The 18,994-nt window shown below is 70.2% G+C and carries 15 protein-coding genes; 8 read left to right on the forward strand and 7 right to left on the reverse strand.

The genetic code is table 11. The annotated features are described in order from the left end of the window. Positions 1–31: 31 nt before the first annotated feature. The 3 genes from gltX to ABZT17_RS23605 form a co-directional block, all read right to left on the reverse strand. Positions 32–1,516, reverse strand: a complete 1,485-nt coding sequence (gltX, locus tag ABZT17_RS23595) for a glutamate--tRNA ligase (RefSeq protein WP_356351550.1) — start codon at positions 1,514–1,516, stop codon at positions 32–34. Next, positions 1,500–2,285 carry a fumarylacetoacetate hydrolase family protein gene (locus ABZT17_RS23600; RefSeq protein ID WP_356351551.1) on the reverse strand — a complete coding sequence of 262 codons (786 nt, stop codon included), beginning with the start codon at positions 2,283–2,285 and terminating at the stop codon, positions 1,500–1,502. The genes gltX and ABZT17_RS23600 overlap by 17 nt, the downstream gene beginning before the upstream one ends. A gap of 171 nt (positions 2,286–2,456) precedes the next feature. After that, entirely contained in the window at positions 2,457–2,645 is a 189-nt protein-coding gene (locus tag ABZT17_RS23605; protein ID WP_356351552.1) for a hypothetical protein, read from the reverse strand. Between the two features lie 575 nt (positions 2,646–3,220). Here ABZT17_RS23605 and ABZT17_RS23610 point away from each other — a divergent pair. The 8 genes from ABZT17_RS23610 (at position 3,221) to ABZT17_RS23645 (ending at position 13,928) form a co-directional block, all read left to right on the forward strand. Further along, positions 3,221–7,090, forward strand: a complete 3,870-nt coding sequence (locus ABZT17_RS23610) for a nitrate- and nitrite sensing domain-containing protein (RefSeq protein WP_356351553.1) — start codon at positions 3,221–3,223, stop codon at positions 7,088–7,090. A 9-nt stretch (positions 7,091–7,099) separates the two neighbouring features. Next, positions 7,100–7,513, forward strand: a complete 414-nt coding sequence (locus ABZT17_RS23615) for a roadblock/LC7 domain-containing protein (protein WP_003973453.1) — start codon at positions 7,100–7,102, stop codon at positions 7,511–7,513. A gap of 111 nt (positions 7,514–7,624) precedes the next feature. Beyond that, positions 7,625–8,020, forward strand: coding sequence for a DUF742 domain-containing protein (locus ABZT17_RS23620; protein WP_016432454.1), 396 nt, complete (start codon positions 7,625–7,627; stop codon positions 8,018–8,020). After that, positions 8,001–8,576 (forward strand): ATP/GTP-binding protein, encoded by a 576-nt coding sequence (locus tag ABZT17_RS23625; RefSeq protein ID WP_356351554.1) that lies wholly within the window; start codon positions 8,001–8,003, stop codon positions 8,574–8,576. The genes ABZT17_RS23620 and ABZT17_RS23625 overlap by 20 nt, the downstream gene beginning before the upstream one ends. Positions 8,577–8,963: 387 nt before the next feature. After that, on the forward strand, positions 8,964–12,260 hold the full coding sequence (locus ABZT17_RS23630; protein WP_356351555.1) for a nitrate- and nitrite sensing domain-containing protein: 3,297 nt from the start codon (positions 8,964–8,966) through the stop codon (positions 12,258–12,260). A gap of 10 nt (positions 12,261–12,270) precedes the next feature. Continuing rightward, on the forward strand, positions 12,271–12,684 hold the full coding sequence (locus ABZT17_RS23635) for a roadblock/LC7 domain-containing protein (RefSeq protein ID WP_007384910.1): 414 nt from the start codon (positions 12,271–12,273) through the stop codon (positions 12,682–12,684). Positions 12,685–12,781: 97 nt separating this feature from the next. After that, positions 12,782–13,366, forward strand: coding sequence for a DUF742 domain-containing protein (locus tag ABZT17_RS23640; protein ID WP_356351556.1), 585 nt, complete (start codon positions 12,782–12,784; stop codon positions 13,364–13,366). Then, positions 13,347–13,928 (forward strand): ATP/GTP-binding protein, encoded by a 582-nt coding sequence (locus ABZT17_RS23645; protein ID WP_026248371.1) that lies wholly within the window; start codon positions 13,347–13,349, stop codon positions 13,926–13,928. The genes ABZT17_RS23640 and ABZT17_RS23645 overlap by 20 nt, the downstream gene beginning before the upstream one ends. Before the next feature lie 54 nt (positions 13,929–13,982). On the opposite strand, the gene ABZT17_RS23650 is transcribed toward ABZT17_RS23645, so the two are convergent. From ABZT17_RS23650 to ABZT17_RS23665, 4 genes are all read right to left on the reverse strand, one after another. Next, positions 13,983–14,492 (reverse strand): hypothetical protein, encoded by a 510-nt coding sequence (locus ABZT17_RS23650; RefSeq protein ID WP_356351557.1) that lies wholly within the window; start codon positions 14,490–14,492, stop codon positions 13,983–13,985. Between the two features lie 92 nt (positions 14,493–14,584). Next, the gene (locus ABZT17_RS23655) at positions 14,585–14,776 is read right to left on the reverse strand and encodes an acyl-CoA carboxylase subunit epsilon (protein WP_356351558.1); all 192 of its coding nucleotides are present in this window, start codon (positions 14,774–14,776) and stop codon (positions 14,585–14,587) included. Positions 14,777–14,833: 57 nt separating this feature from the next. Beyond that, positions 14,834–16,429 (reverse strand): acyl-CoA carboxylase subunit beta, encoded by a 1,596-nt coding sequence (locus tag ABZT17_RS23660; RefSeq protein WP_356351559.1) that lies wholly within the window; start codon positions 16,427–16,429, stop codon positions 14,834–14,836. A 154-nt stretch (positions 16,430–16,583) separates the two neighbouring features. Next, positions 16,584–18,887 (reverse strand): polysaccharide lyase 8 family protein, encoded by a 2,304-nt coding sequence (locus ABZT17_RS23665; RefSeq protein ID WP_356351560.1) that lies wholly within the window; start codon positions 18,885–18,887, stop codon positions 16,584–16,586. Positions 18,888–18,994: the final 107 nt, after the last annotated feature.

Genomic DNA, 18,994 nt, shown 5'->3' on the forward strand with positions numbered 1-18,994 from the left:
ATCGGGTGCCGCCCCTCCACGCATGTCCGCGTTACGCCGCCAGCCTCGCCAGAGCCGCGTCGATCCTGGCCAGGGTCTTCTCCTTGCCCAGGACTTCGAGGGACTCGAAGAGGGGCAGACCGACCGTGCGGCCGGTGACGGCGACGCGGACCGGGGCCTGGGCCTTGCCGAGCTTGAGGCCATGGGCCTCGCCGGCGGCCAGGACGGCCTCCTTCAAGGACTCCGCCGAGGCCCAGTCGGCCGACTCCAGCTTCTCCCGGGCCGTGCGGAGCAGGTCGTCCGAGCCCTCCTTCATCGCCTTCGTCCAGGACGGCTCGTCGAAGACCGGCTCGGCGAGGAACAGGAAGTCGACGTTGTCCGTGATCTCCGAGAGGACCTTCAGACGGGTCTGGGCGTGCGGGGCGATCGCCTGCCACTTCGACTCGTCGAAGGACTCCGGCGCCCAGGGGGCGAAGGGGGCCCGCAGCCAGGGAGCGCAGCGCTCCGCGAAGTCCTTCACGTCCAGCAGCCGGATGTGGTCGCCGTTGATCGCCTCGCACTTCTTCAGGTCGAAGCGGGCCGGGTTGGGCTGCACATCGGCGACGTCGAAGGCCGCCACCATCTCCTCGACGGTGAAGATGTCCTTGTCGGCGCTGAGCGACCAGCCGAGCAGGGAGAGGTAGTTGAGCAGGCCCTCCGGCAGGAAGCCGCGCTCGCGGTAGAGGTTGAGCGAGGACTCCGGGTCACGCTTGGAGAGCTTCTTGTTGCCCTCGCCCATGACGTAGGGAAGGTGCCCGAACTCGGGCGTCCGCCGGGCGATGCCCAGCTCGGTCAGCGCCTTGTAGAGGGCGATCTGGCGGGGGGTGGAGGAGAGCAGGTCCTCGCCGCGCAGGACGTGGGTGATCTCCATCAGCGCGTCGTCCACCGGGTTGACCAGGGTGTACAGGGGCGCGCCATTGGCTCGTACGATCCCGTAGTCCGGCACGTTCTCCGGTGTGAACGTCAGCTCGCCGCGGACCAGGTCCGTGAAGGTGATCGTCTCGTCGGGCATGCGGAAGCGGACGATCGGGGTACGGCCCTGGGCCTTGTACTCCTCGACCTGCGCCTCGGTCAGGGCGCGGCAGTGGCCGTCGTAGCCCGAGGGCCTGCCGGCCGCCCGGGCCGCCTCGCGGCGGGTGTCCAGCTCGGCCTGGGAGCAGTAGCAGTGGTAGGCGTGGCCGGCGGCGAGGAGCCGGGCCGCGACATCGGCGTAGATGTCCATGCGCTGCGACTGGCGGTAGGGCGCGTGCGGGCCGCCGACCTCGGGGCCCTCGTCCCAGTCGAAGCCCAGCCAGCGCATCGCGTCGAGCAGCTGCTCGTACGACTCCTCGGAGTCGCGGGCCGCGTCGGTGTCCTCGATGCGGAAGACGAGCGTGCCCTGGTGGTGGCGGGCGAAGGCCCAGTTGAACAGGGCGGTGCGGACCAGGCCCACATGGGGGTTACCGGTGGGCGAGGGACAGAAACGTACGCGGACGGGTGCGCTAGCCACGCTTGACAACCTTGTTGGTGAGAGTGCCGATGCCTTCGATGGTGACGGCGACCTCGTCGCCGACGGTGAGCGGTCCGACGCCTGCCGGGGTGCCCGTGAGGATCACGTCGCCGGGGAGCAGCGTCATGGCCTCGGAGATGTTGACGATCAGGTCCTCGATGGAGTGGATCATCTCGCTGGTGCGGCCGAGCTGGCGCTGTTCGCCGTTGACCGTCAGCTGGACGGTGAGGTCCGAGGCGGTCTTCAGGTCCAGGCCGGTCTCCACCCAGGGGCCGAGCGGGCAGGAGGTGTCGAAGCCCTTGGCCCGGGCCCACTGCTTCTCGCGCCGCTGGACATCGCGGGCGGTGACGTCGTTGGCGCAGGTGTAGCCGAAGATCACGTCGGCCACGCGCTCACGGGGGACCTCGCGGCACATCCGGCCGATGACCACGGCCAGTTCGGCCTCGTGGTGCAGTTCCTGGGAGAAGGAGGGGTACTGGATCTCGTCGCCGGAGCCGATCACCGAGGTGGACGGCTTGAAGAAGGCGAACGGCGCGTCCGGCACCTCGTTGCCCAGCTCGCGCGCGTGCTCCGCGTAGTTGCGGCCGAAGGCCACCACCTTGTTGGGGAGCACCGGCGGCAGCAGCCTCACCTTGCTCACCGGGACCTTCGTACCGGAGAGCTCGAAGTCCGCGAACGGGATGCCCTTGATGATGTCGAGGACGAGTTCGTCCGGCTTGTCGCCCTCGACCGCGCCGAAGGCGACGTTCCCGTCGATGGAGAACCTGGCGATGCGCACGGGATCCTGCGCCCCTCACTTGAGCCGGCTGGAGTCTGACGCTCCAGGCTAACGCGCGAGAGGGCCGCCGACTTGCGCATTACCGCGTGTGGGTACCCCCGGGGATCATCCGCAGGAGTCCTGGGGGATCATGTGCGAGGAGGCTTGAATGATCAGTCGCCGGCGCGCGTACTACTCGGCGACGGAGGCCGTGACGGGGGCCTCGACGAGGACGGTGCGCTTGGGGTTGGCGGTCTGGGTGGGAAGATCGAGGGTGTGCTCCGGCTGCTCCTGGACCTGCAGCGCGTCGGCGCCCTCGAGGTGGGCCAGCGTGGTGCGGCGGGGGTTGGCTATGTTGCGGAACATCATCGTCGTCTTCACGGTTGTACTCGACCTTGTCCTCAGTCGGGGGCGGGAGTTGACAGTCACCTGCGTCGTGTAAAGCGTCAGGCTAAACATGCAATTCCCTGCGCAGGCCGCGAAGACCCCTTGATCAGCGTGTGAGTTTGCTCACGGCTCTATGGGCAAAGCGGTCAATTCAGACCCACAACTCACCCTACCGAAACGGACATTGGCCCCCTGAAGCCATCATTCCGCTCCTGATCATGGCGACTGGGACACCGCCCGTTCCCGTGCGACTCGCGGGCTTTCGTCCGTTATCGGTAGTCACCCTTCTACGTCTGGTGACCCGGCACTCACATGCTGTCACGTAGGTCACGGCTCGGCCCATGAGCCTTGTTGGAGATCCTGCACTGTGCTGGAATGCCACGGACCGCCGCAGGATCGAGCCGGCGCACAGGGGGCGCGAAGCAGCGCCGAGTGGCGGCGAGACAGGGGGAGCCAGCGCCGGTCACTCACGACCATCGGGGTGCGCATTCAGGGCGCTCCCTAACAACGCCGACACCGTGTCTTTCCGTTCACGCGGAGGGGCGCCTGGTCCAGAGGTTGCGACGCTAGTGCAGGGACGTTTCAAGAGGGATGGCAGCGCTTCGGCGGAGCCGGAGCCGCAAGGCGGGACAGGCCCCATGAAGGGCAGTTCCGCGCCCCAGCACGCCCAGAACCCGGGTCCGGCCCCGAGCGGGAACGGCGGTGAGCGCCCCGGCGCGTCCGCGTCCCCCGGATCGCCGACCCCCACTCCGCCGGTCAAGCCGTCGAAGGCCCCGACCGGCCCCGGCTCTCGCGTGGCGCTGCGCAACTGGCGCATCTCCACGCGCCTTGTGTCGCTCCTCGCGCTCCCCGTCGTGGCGGCCACCTCGCTGGGCGCGCTGCGCATCAGCGACAACATGGACGACATCCAGCAGCTCGACAACATGAAGCTGCTGACGGAGATGACCAAGCAGGCCACCGAGCTGGCCGCCGCGCTCCAGGAGGAGCGCGACCAGTCCGCCGGTCCGCTGGCGCACGGCTCCAAGGCGAGCGACTACACGGTCAAGGGCTACCGGGACAAGACCGACCGGGCCAAGACCAACTTCATCGACGCCGCCGAGGAGATCGACACCTCCCAGAAGGACGGCTCGCTCCAGGGCGTGCGCGAGAGCCTGGTCGGTGTGGTCAGCGACCTCGAACTGCTGACCCAGATCCGCTCCACCGCGTACGAGGCCAAGGGCAACTCGACCCAGACGGTCGAGGCCTACCACCGCCTCATCACCCACCTGCTGGACCTCTCGCAGGACATGGCCGAGGCCACCAGCAACCCCGAGATGATCCAGCGCACGCGCTCCCTGGCCGCCTTCTCCACGGCCAAGGAGTACGCCTCCATGCAGCGCGCGGTCCTCGCGGCGGCCCTCCCGGCGAACAACACCCAGTCCGGCGACCTCTCGTCGAACGACCGGCTCTACGCCCAGTCGGCGCTGGAGAGCCAGAAGTCCGAGATCCGCAGCTTCAAGGGCATCTACGGCACCGCCCAGGCGACCGAGCTGCTCAAGCCGATCGAGGACAACAACGCGACGATCACGGCCAGCGACAAGTACGCCAGCCGTGCCCTCGCCTCCCAGGGCGGCCTCGCCGACCTGCCGAAGCGTTCGTACCAGGACTGGGTGGACGACAGCTCGACCAAGATCGAGCAGATGAAGAAGATCGAGCACACCCTGCTCGAGGACATGGAGCAGAAGGCCCGCGAGCTGCGCTCCGCCTCCGAGCGCGAGGCGATCATCTCCGGTGCGCTGATCCTGCTCGTGCTCGGCGTCTCCCTCGTCGGCGCCTTCGTCATCGCCCGTTCCATGATCCGCTCGCTGCGCCGGCTGCAGGAGACCGCCAACAAGGTCGCCCAGGACCGTCTGCCCGAGCTGGTCGCGCAGCTGTCGGAGTCGGACCCGCAGGACGTCGACACCTCCGTCGAGTCGGTCGGTGTGCACTCCCGGGACGAGATCGGCCAGGTGGCCGCGGCCTTCGACGACGTCCACCGCGAGGCGGTCCGCCTCGCCGCCGAGCAGGCCCTGCTGCGGGGCAACGTCAACGCGATGTTCACCAACCTCTCGCGCCGCTCCCAGGGCCTCATCCAGCGTCAGCTCTCGCTCATCTCCGAACTGGAGTCCCGCGAGGCCGACCCGGACCAGCTGTCCTCGCTCTTCAAGCTCGACCACCTCGCGACGCGTATGCGCCGTAACGGTGAGAACCTCCTCGTCCTCGCCGGTGAGGAGCCCGGCCGCCGCTGGACCCGCCCGGTCCCGCTGGTCGACGTGCTCCGCGCCGCCGCCTCCGAGGTGGAGCAGTACGAGCGCATCGAACTGGCCGCCGTGCCGACCACCGAGGTCGCCGGCCGTGTGGTCAACGACCTCGTGCACCTCCTCGCAGAGCTGCTCGAGAACGCCACCTCGTTCTCCTCGCCGCAGACCAAGGTCAAGGTCACCGGTCACGCGCTGCCCGACGGCCGCGTGCTGATCGAGATCCACGACACCGGTATCGGCCTCTCCCCCGAGGACCTCGCGGCGATCAACGAGCGGCTCGCCTCGCCGCCCACCGTGGACGTCTCGGTCTCCCGCCGCATGGGTCTGTTCGTGGTCGGCCGGCTGTCGCAGCGCCACGGCATCCGCATCCAGCTGCGCCCGTCCGACTCCGGTGGTACGACCGCGCTGGTCATGCTGCCCGTGGACGTCGCCCAGGGTGGCAAGAAGCCGCAGGCCAAGCCCGGCCAGGGCGCCGGTGCCGCCGGCGGTCCGGCCGCCGCGCAGGCCGCAGCCGGTGTGGCCGCGGCTCGTCGGCAGGCCGCGGGCGCAGGTGCGCCGGGCGGTCCCGCCCTCGGCGCGGGTGCGCCCGGTGGAGCTCCGGGCGGCGCGCTCGGGGCCGGTGCGCCTTCCGGTGGCGGACTGCTCGGGACCGGTCAGGGGCCGCGAGCCGCGCTGCCGGGTGCCGGGAACGGCAACGGCCGTCCGGGCGCGCGTGGACCGCAGGGCGGTCAGGGTCAGCAGGGCCGGCCGGCTCCCGCGGGCGCCGGTGCCGGCTTCGGCGGCCAGGCGCCGGGTGCGCCGCAGGGTCTGCAGGCCGCCGGTATGGGCGGCCCGGGTCAGGACAGCTTCGGCGGCGCCCGTGGCGCCGTACCGCCGCAGTCCTCGGGCGAGGCCTCCGGTGGCGAGCAGGGCGGCCGGCGCGGTCGTCGGGCGCAGCTGCCCGGCCGCGGTGGTCCGCGGGCCGAGCTGCCCGGCGGCAACCAGCAGCCCCGTACGCCGAGCTGGAGCGACGAGAACGCGCAGCCGCCGGTGCCGCGCGCCTCCCTCGACACTCCGCGCGGCCATGACGAGACCTCCCGGATGCCGCGGATCGACGCGACCTCCGAGATGCCCGCGATTCCGCGCGGCAACGACCGTCAGGGTCCCGGATCCACGTCCGAGTTCCCGCGGTCCGACTTCGGTGCCCCGCAGCAGACGGGCCAGTTCGGCCGTCCGGGCGAGCAGTCGCCGCAGAACACCGGGCAGTTCCCGCGTCCGAATCTCGACTCCCCGCAGAACAACGGTCAGTTCGGCCGCTCTCCGCAGGACACCGGCGAGTTCCCCTACCCGGACTTCGGTGCCCCGCAGCCGAGTGCCAACGGGTCGCAGAACCCGGGCCAGTTCGTCCGCTCGGACGTCTTCGGCGCGCCGAACGGCCAGTCCGGACCGAACGGCCGCAACAACGCTGGCAACCCGGCGAACACCGGCCAGTTCGCGAGCCCGTCGGCCTTCGGCCCGAGCTCGACCGGGCAGTTCGCCACGCCGGGCTACGACGGCAGCTCCACCGGGCAGCACTCCCTGCCGGGCCGTCCCAACCAGAACGGCACCGGGCAGTTCGAGCGCCCGCAGAACGGCGCCGACTTCGGCGCCCCGCGTCCGCCGGTCCCGCCGCGTCCGCAGCAGCGGCCCGCCGTCCGTCCGGAGCCCGAGGCACTGCCGCCGGCGACCGGCCCGGGTGACGGTCGTACCCCGCTGTACGACACGCTCGAGACCAACTGGTTCCACGGCGGACCCAACGGCCAGCAGAGCAACGGCGGCAGCAACGGCTCGGCTCCGGCCCCGCAGCAGCCTCCGGCTGCCGCTCCCCAGCGTCCCGCGACCCAGACCTCGTCCTGGCGCACCTCTCCGAACGACGACCTCGTCCGGCAGGCGGAGCGCGTCAGGCAGCCGGCCGCGGGCGGCGTCACCACCTCCGGCCTGCCGCGCCGGGTGCCCCGGGCGAACCTCGTCCCGGGCACGGCTCAGCAGCAACAGCACCAAGCCGGTCCGCAGGTCTCGCGTGCGCCTGACGACGTACGCGGCCGGCTGACCAATCTCCGTCGGGGCATCGCACAGGGTCGTCAGGCCGGCAACGGCCAGACGGGCAGTTTCCCCAGCCCCACTCACCAGCAGGAGCGATAGTTGAGCCAGATGAGCCAGGCGGCACAGAACCTCAACTGGTTGATCACCAACTTCGTGGACAACACCCCCGGGGTGTCCCACACCGTCGTCGTGTCCGCCGACGGTCTCCTTCTCGCGATGTCCGAAGGCTTTCCTCGTGACCGCGCCGACCAGCTCGCGGCCGTCGCGTCCGGGCTCACCTCACTGACGGCCGGGGCTTCCCGGATCTTCGAGGGCGGCAACGTGGCGCAGACGGTCGTCGAGATGGAGCGGGGCTTCTTGTTTCTGATGTCCGTATCGGACGGCTCGTCCCTGGCCGTGCTCGCGCACCCCGAGTGCGACATCGGCCTGGTGGGCTACGAGATGGCGCTGCTGGTCGACCGCGCGGGCGCTGTGCTCACGCCCGATCTGCGCGCCGAACTGCAAGGCAGTCTGCTCCACTGAACCTCACCGGCACCACCCGCCTCACCAAATCACCGTCAGGCCGCCACAGTCCCCCCACCGGCCCCGTCAGACGGCTTGCCCGACCGACTTGCTGTCCCGCCCGGAGGATTCATGACCCCGCCCACCGCCTCTCATGATCCGTACGCGGAGCCGTACGAGGATGAGGGCGACCAGCCACTGGTTCGTCCGTACGCGATGACCGGTGGCCGGACCCGGCCGCGCTATCAGCTCGCCATAGAGGCACTGATCAGCACCACGGCCGACCCGGCAGCACTCATGGGGCTGCTCCCCGAGCACCAGCGCATCTGCCACCTCTGCCGTGAGGTCAAGTCGGTGGCCGAGGTGTCGGCGCTTCTGGCCATGCCGCTGGGCGTGGCCCGCATTCTCGTCGCGGACCTGGCCGAGGCCGGGCTCGTCGCCATCCACCAGCCGGGCGGCGACGAGACGACCGGTGCGCCGGACGTGACACTGCTCGAAAGGGTGCTCAGTGGACTTCGCAAGCTCTGACGGAGGGCGGGCGACCACCTCCGCGAAGATCGTGGTGGCGGGTGGCTTCGGTGTCGGCAAGACCACGTTCGTGGGTGCCGTCTCCGAGATCAACCCGCTGCGCACCGAGGCCGTGATGACCTCCGCTTCGGCGGGCATCGACGACCTCACCCACACCGGGGACAAGACCACCACCACGGTGGCCATGGACTTCGGCCGTATCACGCTCGACCAGGACCTGATCCTGTACCTCTTCGGTACGCCGGGTCAGGACCGCTTCTGGTTCATGTGGGACGACCTGGTCCGCGGTGCGATCGGCGCGGTGGTGCTCGTGGACACCCGGCGTCTGGCCGACTGCTTCCCGGCGGTCGACTACTTCGAGAACAGCGGTCTGCCCTTCGTGGTCGCCCTCAACGGCTTCGACGGACACCAGCCGTACCAGCCCGAGGAGGTGCGCGAGGCCCTGCAGATAGGCCCCGACACCCCCATCATCACGACTGACGCCCGCCATCGGGGCGACGCCAAGAGTGCGCTGATCACGCTGGTCGAGCACGCGCTCATGGCACGACTGAGATAGCACTCAAGTCAGCCATGCAATACGGCAGTTGTCGTAGACGCATCGGAGCCGACTGTGGCCTTTGACACGGTCGGCCCCGGTGTTCATAACGTTTCGGCAGAGGAATCGGGTGGTACGGCCACGGGTCGTTGCCAACTGGTGTCGCTGCGCACACAAAGGCCCCGTCTTTTGACGGGGCTCGCTCTTTATGACCGTTTTATCTGGGGCTTACATCACATGGAATCCGTGCTTTCCACTGTTTGGAAGAGCGCTGGTCGTCGTGCTGGAATGCCTGAACTGCCCAATAGTCAAAGACGTACTCAGTAGTACTGCGTACTCAGTGGCGTACTGGGCTCTGAGACACTGCGGCACAACGTTGGTGCCCGCCGCCGAGAGGTTGTTGGTCGAGTGAGGCGAAGCAAGAACGGTCCCGAGCCGTCGGCGCGGGGCAACTTCACCCCGCCGCCGCGCGGAGCGGCGCCCGCCCCTGTGCCCGTATCCGAGTCGACGGCCGCGCCCGCCTCCGGCGGCGGCCGTTTCTCGCCCCGCAACTGGCGGGTGCCGACCCGGCTGAACGCGATCCTGCTCATACCCGTGGCCGTCGGCCTCGTGATGGGCGGCTTCCAGGTGAAGAACTCCATCGACACCTGGCAGGAGGCCCAGGACGCGGAGAACACCGCGCGCCTGGTGCAGGCCGCGCTCACCTACAGCAACGCGATCACCAACGAGCGTGACGTGAGCGCCGCGCCGCTGCTGCTGGGCAAGGGCCAGAAGGACCCGTCGGTCGTCGCCGCCCGCAAGGCCACGGACGACGCCGCGGACACCTTCGACAAGGCCGCGCAGAACATGCCGAACCGGTCGGGCCTGGAACGCCGCCTGGAACGCTTCCGCAAGGTGGAGCCGCAGCTCGCGTCGATCCGCGCCAAGGCCTACACGTCCGCGTACAAGGGCGTGCAGACCGAAGAGGCCTACGTCAACCTCGAGCACCCGCTCCTGGAGTTCTCCAACGAGCTGGGCCTGGGCACCGGCAACATCACCAGCTACGGCCGCTCGGTCTACGCCATCGCCCTCGCCAAGGGCGCGCTCTCCCTTGAGCGCTCCATCGGCATGCACCTCCTGGTTGCGCCCGGCCCGAGCCAGACCAGTCTGGCCACCCAGCGCACCGCCATCACCTCGTACGCCTACCTGGAGGGCATCGCCATCCAGGAGTACCAGGCCGGCGGTACCGACGAGGACATCGCGAAGCTGAACACGGCCTCGGCGAAGGTGCAGAGCGACGCCGCCGCCCTGGTCAAGCAGGCCGCCGCGAAGGCCGCGGCCGAGAACAAGACCTATGTGCCGCCGCCGTCCAACCCGGTCGACATGATCACGGCGATGTCGCAGCTGCAGAGCACCGACCCGTCCGCGCGCGCCGTCCTCGCCCAGAAGGGCATCACCGCGGAGAACTGGTGGGCCGGTACCACCCTCAAGTACGAGGCGTACCGCAAGCTCGAGGAGGACAAGGCCGACACCGCGGTGAGCGAGGCCTCCGACATCGCGAGCAACGCCAAGCGCGACGCGCTGATCACCGGTGCCAGCGTCATCGTGGCCCTGCTGCTCGCGTTCATCCTGGCCGGCGCGGTCGCCCGGCAGATGTCCCGCGCGATGCGCCAGCTGCGCAACGCCGCCTTCGGCATCGCCGAGCAGCGCCTGCCGATGCTGGTCGACCAGCTCTCCCGCACCGACCCGGGCCGGGTCGACACCCGGGTGGCCCCGATCCCGATCACCACCAAGGACGAGATCGGCGAGGTCGCCCGCGCCTTCGACCAGGTCCACCGTGAGGCGGTCCGGCTCGCCTCCGAGCAGGCCCTGCTCCGTGGCAACATCAACGCGATCTTCACCAACCTCTCGCGCCGCAACCAGTCGCTGATCGAGGGCCAGCTGACCCTGATCACCGACCTGGAGAACAACGAGGCCGACCCGGACCAGCTGGAGAACCTCTTCCGCCTGGACCACCTCGCGACCCGTATGCGCCGCAACGGCGAGAACCTCCTGGTCCTCGCCGGCGAGGAGCCCGGCCGCCGCTGGGACCAGCCGGTCCCGCTGGTCGACGTGCTGCGCGCCGCCTCCTCCGAGGTGGAGCAGTACGAGCGCATCGAGCTCTCCGGTGTCCCGGAGGCCGAGATCCACGGCCGCGCCGTCACCGACCTCGTGCACCTGCTGGCCGAGCTCCTAGAGAACGCCACCACGTTCTCCTCGCCGCAGACCAAGGTCCGCGTCACCGCGACCCGTCTCCCCGACGGCCGCGTGATGATCGAGATCCACGACAAGGGCATCGGCCTGACCGCCGAGGACTTCGCGGACATCAACCACAAGCTGGCGAACCCGCCCACCGTCGACGCCGCGATCTCGCAGCGCATGGGCCTCTTCGTGGTCGGCCGGCTCTCCGACCGGCACGGCATCCGCGTCCAGCTGCGCCCCTCGGGCGAGCAGGCGGGCACCACCTCGCTGGTCATGCTGCCGGACGCGATCACCCACGGTGGCGGCGGCGAGCAGCAGCTCAACCGCGACGAGTTCACCGTCTCGCAGATCATCCCGGAGCAGCAGTTCCAGGGTGAGGACTTCAACAACGGCCTGCCGATGCGCACGGCCGCCGAGCTCGGCTTCGACGACACCCGCTACGCCGACGTCCCCGACGACATCCGTGAGCTGGACCCGGTCGGCCGCTCCCTGATGCGCGAGGAGCGCCGGGCGGCCCTGGAGGCCCAGCACGGCCAGGGCCACCCGCACGAGCAGGGCGAGAACTCGCCGTACGCCGACGCCTTCGACGGGCAGCCGTCGTACGACAACGGCTTCCCGGAGCAGCACACCGGCTCCTTCGACCCCCGCCCGGCGTACGAGGAGCCGCAGCAGTCCCCGTACGAGGAGCAGCAGCACACCTCGTACGAGGAGGCGGCCCCGCAGCCGTCGTACGACGAGCCGTACTTCGCGCCGAACGGGTCGCTGCCGCAGAACGACACCTTCTCGTCGAACGGCGGCTACCCCGAGCCCACGTATGCGGAGCCGGTCCAGGAGGAGCAGGCGCCGCTGCGCGCCTCGGCCCCGGAGCCCTTCACGGCCTTCCAGGAGCGCCGTCAGCAGGACGACTGGCCGCAGCAGGACAGCTACCAGAACGGCTACCCGGACCAGTACGCTCCGGAAGCGGAACCTGCGCAGGCCGCTGACGTGAGTGAGCGCGACCGCGTAGGCTTCGACCGTCCGGGACCGGCCCCTTCCGCCGCGCACACGCTGACCGACGCCGGGCTCCCCCGCCGCGGATCGTTCGGGGGCGGTACGAGCGGTTCGAACGGCACACGGCAGCATGTGAGCCAGGAAGCACCGGCTCCGGCCGCCGTACCGGAGAGCAACGGCAACGGAAACGGTCCCGGCGGCGACTGGCGTTCGGCGAACGACGAACGCTGGCAGCAGGCCTCCGCGCTCCGGAAGCCCAAGGCGGGCGGGGTCACCTCCTCCGGCCTGCCGCGGCGGGTACCCAAGGCCAACCTGGTCGAGGGAGCCGCCGCAAGCACCCCCCAGGGAGGCCCATCGGTCTCCCGCGCTCCGGAGGACGTCCGGGGCAGGCTGAGCAACCTGCGCCGGGGCGTCCAACGAGGACGCAGCGCAGGCAGCAGTGAAACGAACGGTCAGGGCTTCGGTTCTGACAGCACCTACAACCAGGAGCGTTAGTGTGAGCCCGATGAGCCAGGCGGCACAGAACCTGAACTGGTTGATCACCAACTTCGTGGACAACACCCCGGGGGTGTCCCACACCGTGGTGGTCTCCGCCGACGGACTCCTTCTGGCGATGTCCGAAGGGTTTCCGCGCGACCGCGCCGACCAGCTCGCGGCGGTCGCCTCCGGTCTGACGTCACTGACGGCGGGCGCCTCCCGGATCTTCGAGGGTGGCGCGGTGAACCAGACGGTTGTGGAGATGGAGCGGGGATTCCTCTTCATCATGTCCGTATCCGACGGTTCCTCCCTCGCGGTGCTCGCGCACCCCGAGGCGGACATCGGCCTCATCGGGTACGAGATGGCCCTTCTGGTGGACCGGGCCGGCTCGGTCCTGACGCCCGATCTTCGTGCGGAGCTCCAGGGCAGCCTGCTCAACTGACAGACAGACGGTGCGTTTTGGCGTCCCGGGGCCGTAAGGTTTCGGGACGCGGCTCCACAGGGATGGGTGCCCGGCACGGTCGGAGGAGGAGAAGAGAGTGGCAACACCCCCAGGCGGTTCGAATTCGGGCAACTGGTCGTACGGCCCTGCCCAGGGCCAGGGCGACGGTTCCCAGAACCCGAACCGTTACAACTTCCCCTCCGCACCGAGCCATCGGCAGCAGCACCCGTACGCGCCCCAGGGCCCCGGCCCGTCGCCGTACGACCAGCCGCCGGCTCCGCGCATCCAGCCGGTGCAGCCGCAGCGGCGCTCCCCCGAGCCGGCGCCCGCGGGTGCGTCGAACAACCCCCTGGTGCGCCCGTACGCCATGACCGGCGGACGGACGCGCCCGCGCTACCAGCTCGCCATCGAGGCGCTGGTGCACACCACCGCGCAGCCGCACCAGATGCAGGGCCAGCTGCCCGAGCATCAGCGGATCTGCAACCTCTGCCGGGAGATCAAGTCGGTGGCCGAGATCTCGGCCCTTCTGACGATCCCTCTCGGCGTGGCCAGGATCCTCGTCGCCGACTTGGCGGAGGCAGGACTGGTCGCCATTCATCAGCCCGGCGGCGACGAGAACGCCGGCGGCCAGCCAGACGTGACACTGCTCGAAAGGGTGCTCAGTGGACTTCGCAAGCTCTAGCGGCGGTCCTTCCCGCTCCACCACCTCGGCGAAGATCGTGGTGGCGGGTGGCTTCGGCGTGGGCAAGACCACGTTCGTCGGGGCCGTTTCGGAGATCAACCCGCTGCGCACAGAGGCCGTGATGACATCCGCTTCGGCGGGCATCGACGACCTCACCCACACCGGAGACAAGACGACCACCACGGTCGCCATGGACTTCGGCCGCATCACCCTGGACCAGGACCTGATCCTGTACCTCTTCGGTACACCGGGCCAGGACCGCTTCTGGTTCATGTGGGACGACCTGGTCCGCGGTGCGATCGGCGCGATCGTGCTGGTGGACACCCGCCGTCTCGCCGACTGCTTCCCGGCGGTCGACTACTTCGAGAACAGCGGTCTGCCCTTCGTCATCGCCCTCAACGGCTTCGACGGCAACCAGCCGTACAACCCGGACGAGGTCCGCGAGGCGCTGCAGATCGGCCCCGACACCCCGATCATCACGACCGACGCCCGCCACCGCGCGGACGCCAAGTCGGCCCTGATCACCCTGGTCGAACACGCCCTGATGGCCCGCCTGCGCTAGCAAGGTCACCGAAGCCGGGAAGGGCCCCCTCCTGCGGGAGGGGGCCCTTTCGCGTCACTCTCCGGCGGCGTCCCGCAGGATGTCCCGCATGGAGCCCATCCCGAACCTGTCCTCGGCGCTGGAGAGTTCGGCGACCTCCAGCAGGACGGGCCGCGGATCGACACCCGCCGCCCGAGCCTTGGCGCGGTAGTCCCACAGCGTCAGCAACTCGTCCCGGGTGTCGCTGCCCTGATCGACCGCCGACATCCACAGCAGACAGCGCCGAAAGCCCTCGGCGGTGGGCTCGAGGGGTGGACCCGCGGCCCAGCGGAACGAGGGGTGGCGGTCCAGCAGCGCGCGTACGGCGGCCCGTTCGCGCTCGTCCCCGTGCTCGTAGAGCCCGATGAGCTCCCGGGTCACGGACTCGGCCTCGGGGCGGACCCCCGCCTCGTCCAGCGGGTCGGGCCCCTCCCGCATCCGCCGCTCCCAGTCCGGGTCGGTGAGATCGACCGGTCGGTGTGCGATGGGCTCGATGCTCGCGTCGACGAGGGCCATCCACTCCTCGAGTTCCGGCCACCGTGCCATGCCCTCCCCCTCCGGTCCCGACCGTGCCCCATCATGCCGACGGCCCCGCTCTCCCGGAAGGGGAGGGCGGGGCCGTGCGGGCGCTGTGGGGCTCAGTGCCAGCTGTGCGGGGCGCGGAAGCCGCCCTCGCGCTCCAGACGGCGCCAGCCGGCCTTCGGGCGGCGTCCGTGGGGCTGCTCGACGGTGGGCTGGGCGGCGGCGCGGGCGAGGAGGACCGCGGTGATGGCGGCGACTTCCTCGGGCTCGGCGTGGCCCTTCTCGACGCGGATGTCAGGGGTGTTCATAGGTCTCAGTCTCCGTGAGAGAGGTTTCCGCGAGGGTGTCGCGGAGGGTCCGCAGGGTTACTGCGGGGGGTTGCCGTGCTTGCGGGAGGGCAGGTCGGCGTGCTTGGTCTGGAGCATCGCGAGGGAGCGGATGAGGATCTCGCGGGTCTCGGTCGGGTCGATGACGTCGTCGACCAGACCGCGCTCGGCCGCGTAGTACGGGTGCATCAGCTCGGACTTGTACTCCTTGACCATGCGGGCCCGCATGGCCTCGGGGTCCTCGGCGTCGGCGATCTGCCGGCGGAAGATGACGTTGGCGGCACCCTCGGCACCCATCACGGCGATCTCGTTCGTCGGCCAGGCGTAGGTGAGATCGGCACCGATGGACTGGCTGTCCATGACGATGTACGCACCTCCGTAGGCCTTGCGCAGGATCAGGGAGATCCGCGGCACGGTCGCGTTGCAGTAGGCGTAGAGCAGCTTCGCTCCGTGGCGGATGATTCCGCCGTGCTCCTGGTCGACACCGGGAAGGAACCCGGGGACGTCCAGGAAAGTGACGATCGGGATGTTAAAAGCGTCACACATCTGGACAAAGCGCGCAGCTTTTTCCGATGCCTCGATGTCCAGCACCCCGGCGAGGGTCTGCGGCTGGTTCGCCACGATGCCGACCACCTGGCCGTCGAGACGGGCCAGCGCGCAGATGATGTTGCGCGCCCAGCGCTCGTGGACCTCCAGGTACTCGCCGTCGTCGACGATCTCCTCGATGACCTTCGCCATGTCGTACGGACGGTTGCCGTCCGCCGGGACCAGGTCGAGCAGGACGTCGCTACGGCGCTCCGCCGCGTCCGTGGCCTCCACGCGCGGCGGGTTCTCGCGGTTGTTCTGGGGCAACAGGCTCAGCAGGTACCGGACTTCGGCGATGCAGGTCTCTTCGTCGTCGTAGGCGAAGTGGCAGACGCCGCTGGTCTCGGCGTGCACGTCCGCGCCGCCCAGGCCGTTCTGGGTGATCTCCTCGCCCGTCACCGCCTTGACCACGTCCGGGCCGGTGATGAACATCTGCGAGGTCTCGCGGACCATGAACACGAAGTCCGTGAGGGCGGGGCTGTAGGCCGCGCCGCCGGCGCACGGGCCGAGCATCACGCTGATCTGCGGGATGACACCGGACGCCTTGGTGTTGCGCTGGAAGATGCCGCCGTAGCCGGCGAGCGCCGAGACGCCCTCCTGGATACGGGCGCCCGCGCCGTCGTTCAGGGAGACCAGCGGGGCACCGGCCGCGATGGCCATGTCCATGATTTTGTGGATCTTCGTGGCGTGGGCCTCGCCCAGCGCGCCGCCGAAGATCCGGAAGTCATGGGCGTACACGAAGACCGTACGGCCCTCCACCGTGCCCCAGCCGGTGATGACACCGTCGGTGTGCGGCTTCTTGGCCTCCAGGCCGAAGCCGGTCGCGCGGTGCCGGCGCAGTTGCTCGACCTCCTGGAAGGAACCCGCGTCCAGCAGCAGCTCGATGCGCTCCCGGGCGGTCAGCTTGCCCTTGGCGTGCTGCGCCTCGGTCGCCTTCTCGCTCGGGCCGGCCAGCGCCTGCGCACGGATCTCGTGCAGCTCGGCCACTCGCCCGCGCGCGTCCGTCGGCTCGCCCGTCGACTCACCCGGCGCCTCATCCAAAACGGTCATGTAGCGACCTTACGAAGGACACCCGGGAAAGCGAGCCGTCGACTCCTCACAGTCTCCGGCCCGTTTTCCTGGTACCACTGAACAGAACCTGACCGGCATGCAGGCCTTCTGACTGCTCAGGGGGCGTCGGGCTTGTAGGGGCCGTACAAAGCCGTCAGCCGAGAGCCAGCTCACATCGGTGCGTCGCACATGACACGCCTGGGGTAATCCGGAGGGCCAGGCGGCGTCCCGTCGACCGCACCTCCACCGATTCGCCGGCGCGGACCACCGCGCGCACCGGGCGGTCCCAGACGATCTCGAAGGGCTCCCCCGTACGGGGCGGCTCGCTCGCACAGAGGGTAGCGGTGCGTCCGTGGCGGCGTACGAGGACGCTGGCGGGCGCGGAGACGGTCAGCGGGCCCGCGGTGCCGGGCCGCCAGAAGTTGGCGGCCGTCAGTCCGAGGGAGGGGACGTGGACGGCCTGGCAGGAGGTGTCGTTGACGAGGAGCGACAGCCAGTGGCGGTCGGCGGCGCGAGCGGCGACCGCGCGGCGGGTGGCGCCGGGCATGAGGAGGTAGACGTATCCGGCGTCCACGGGGTCCGTGCCGTGGTCGAGCCAGAGGGTCTGCCAGCGGCGGGTGCGCCGTTCGTCCGTACTGGTGGTGTTGATGTCGGACCAGGCGCCGGTGCGGTCCTCGCGCAGGGCGCGCGGTTCGCCGCCCGGGACGACCCAGCCGCCGTGCTCCTCCAGATGGGCCCAGCCCCTGCCCCGTACGAACTCCTGCGTGCCGTCCTCCCCCAGGTTCCGGTTGTCCACCACCGTCTCCACCGGGACGCCGTCCGTACAGGTGATTCCGGCGCCCAGGCAGATGACGGCGTCCGCCGCGCAGAACCAGGACTTGCGGGCCCGCAGGGTCGAGCCGAGGCCGCTGAGGTCCTGTCCGACGGCCGCGTACTCGCCGTCGGTCGTGCCGCCGACCCAGCGGACGTCCGGCTTGGGGGCGCCCCATTCGCCGCCGGCACGGTCGGCGAGCCGGAGGGTCGAGACCGTCGTACCGGGCAGGCGGTACCAGTCGACGGTCGGCCAGAACCAGTCCGTGTACTGGTCGCCGTGTCCCGCGGGCCACCAGGAGAGCATTCCGGCGCCGGTGTGCCAGCCGCGCGGGTTCTCGCCGTTGCCGCACTCGTAGTACGTGATGCGGTCGCTGCACATCGAGATGGCCGCGGTGAAGGCGGGACGGCGGTGGACGGCGCGGTCCATCGCCGGGAACAGGTGGTGGGCGACGGGTTCGGGGGCCGCGGGGACGGGCGCCTCGGCCACCGCGTGGAGGCGTGCCAGATCGGCCGTCCCGAACTGAGGGGCCGTCAGGACCGGTGTCACCGTGTCCCGTTCGATCCATCCTTTGAGGTACGCGTACCAGCGGCCCCGCTCCGCCTCGCTCGCGCCGCCCGCCAGCACCGCGATCGCGGCGATGAGTGCCTGGCCGTGGAAGTGGTCGCTGCGCATGACGTGCAGGTCGTCGGCCCGCAGCCAACCCCGGCTGATCGCACGGCCGTTGACGCAGTCCATCACCAACCCGTCGTGGATCAGGGGCGCGTAGGCCTGCTCGACGCTGTCGAGGACGATCTGCCGGTTGGGGTCCGTCACCTCCCAGGCGGAGCCCGCGAGAAGCGTGAAGAGGCGGCCGAGGCCGTCCAGCATGACCTGTCCGTACGTCCCCGAGTAGGCGACCCGGGCGTGCTGGACGAAGGAACCGTCGGCGTAGAGACCGTCCCCCTGGGTGACGTACGGGAGGACGGGCGAGAGGGCGTCGCGGGCGAGGGCGATCCGCTCGCCCCGCCGGCCCAGGACGCCGCGCAGGGCGACCGAGCGGCACAGGTCGACGCGGTTGGCGCCGGTGGAGGTGCCGGAGTAGTCGGTGAGCAGGGTGTCGGGGATGAAGTGGTCCACGGCCGCGCAGGCGGCCTCGCGCCGGGCGTCGGTGAGGTCGTCGTGGAGGGCGGCCGCGATGTCCATGAGGAGGCGGGGGCTGCCGATCTGCCATTCCCACCAGTTGCCGTAGCGGGTGGTGGCGGGGTTGTAGACCGTGGCGGAGAGGTGGTCGAAGCCGCGCAGGACGTCCGCGAGGAGGGCCGGGTCGGCGGTGGCGCCGGTGCCCCGCTGGACGTAGGCCTGGGTCATCGTCCACAGGCGGCTGTAGCTCTGGGTGATGCCGGCGGGCGGGTCGTAGGGGTGGCCGGGCCAGAGGGAGGTGGGGGTGGGGGCCATGGCCGCCTGGAAGGCGCGGGCCAGTGCGCCGGTCCGGGCGAGACGGGAGGCGTACGGCTCCGCGGTGGGGTCGTAGCCGGTGCCGAGGGTGAGGTCGAGCCAGCGGCGGCGGAGGGTGTCGTACGGGTCCGTGGGCGCGGCGCCGGCGGCCGGGGCGGGCGCGGCCAGGAGCGCGGCGGAGAGTAAGACCGCTCTACGGGTGAGTCTCATGGGGCCCCGACGGTGTGGGTTCATGCCCTGGGCATCTACCACCTCAGAGTTATCACGCCAACACCTTGCGGATGATGTTGAAACTTGTAGGGAATAGGTCTACGGTC

It is taken from the genome of Streptomyces sp. NPDC005648, assembly GCF_040605395.1.
GTDB lineage: Bacteria > Actinomycetota > Actinomycetes > Streptomycetales > Streptomycetaceae > Streptomyces.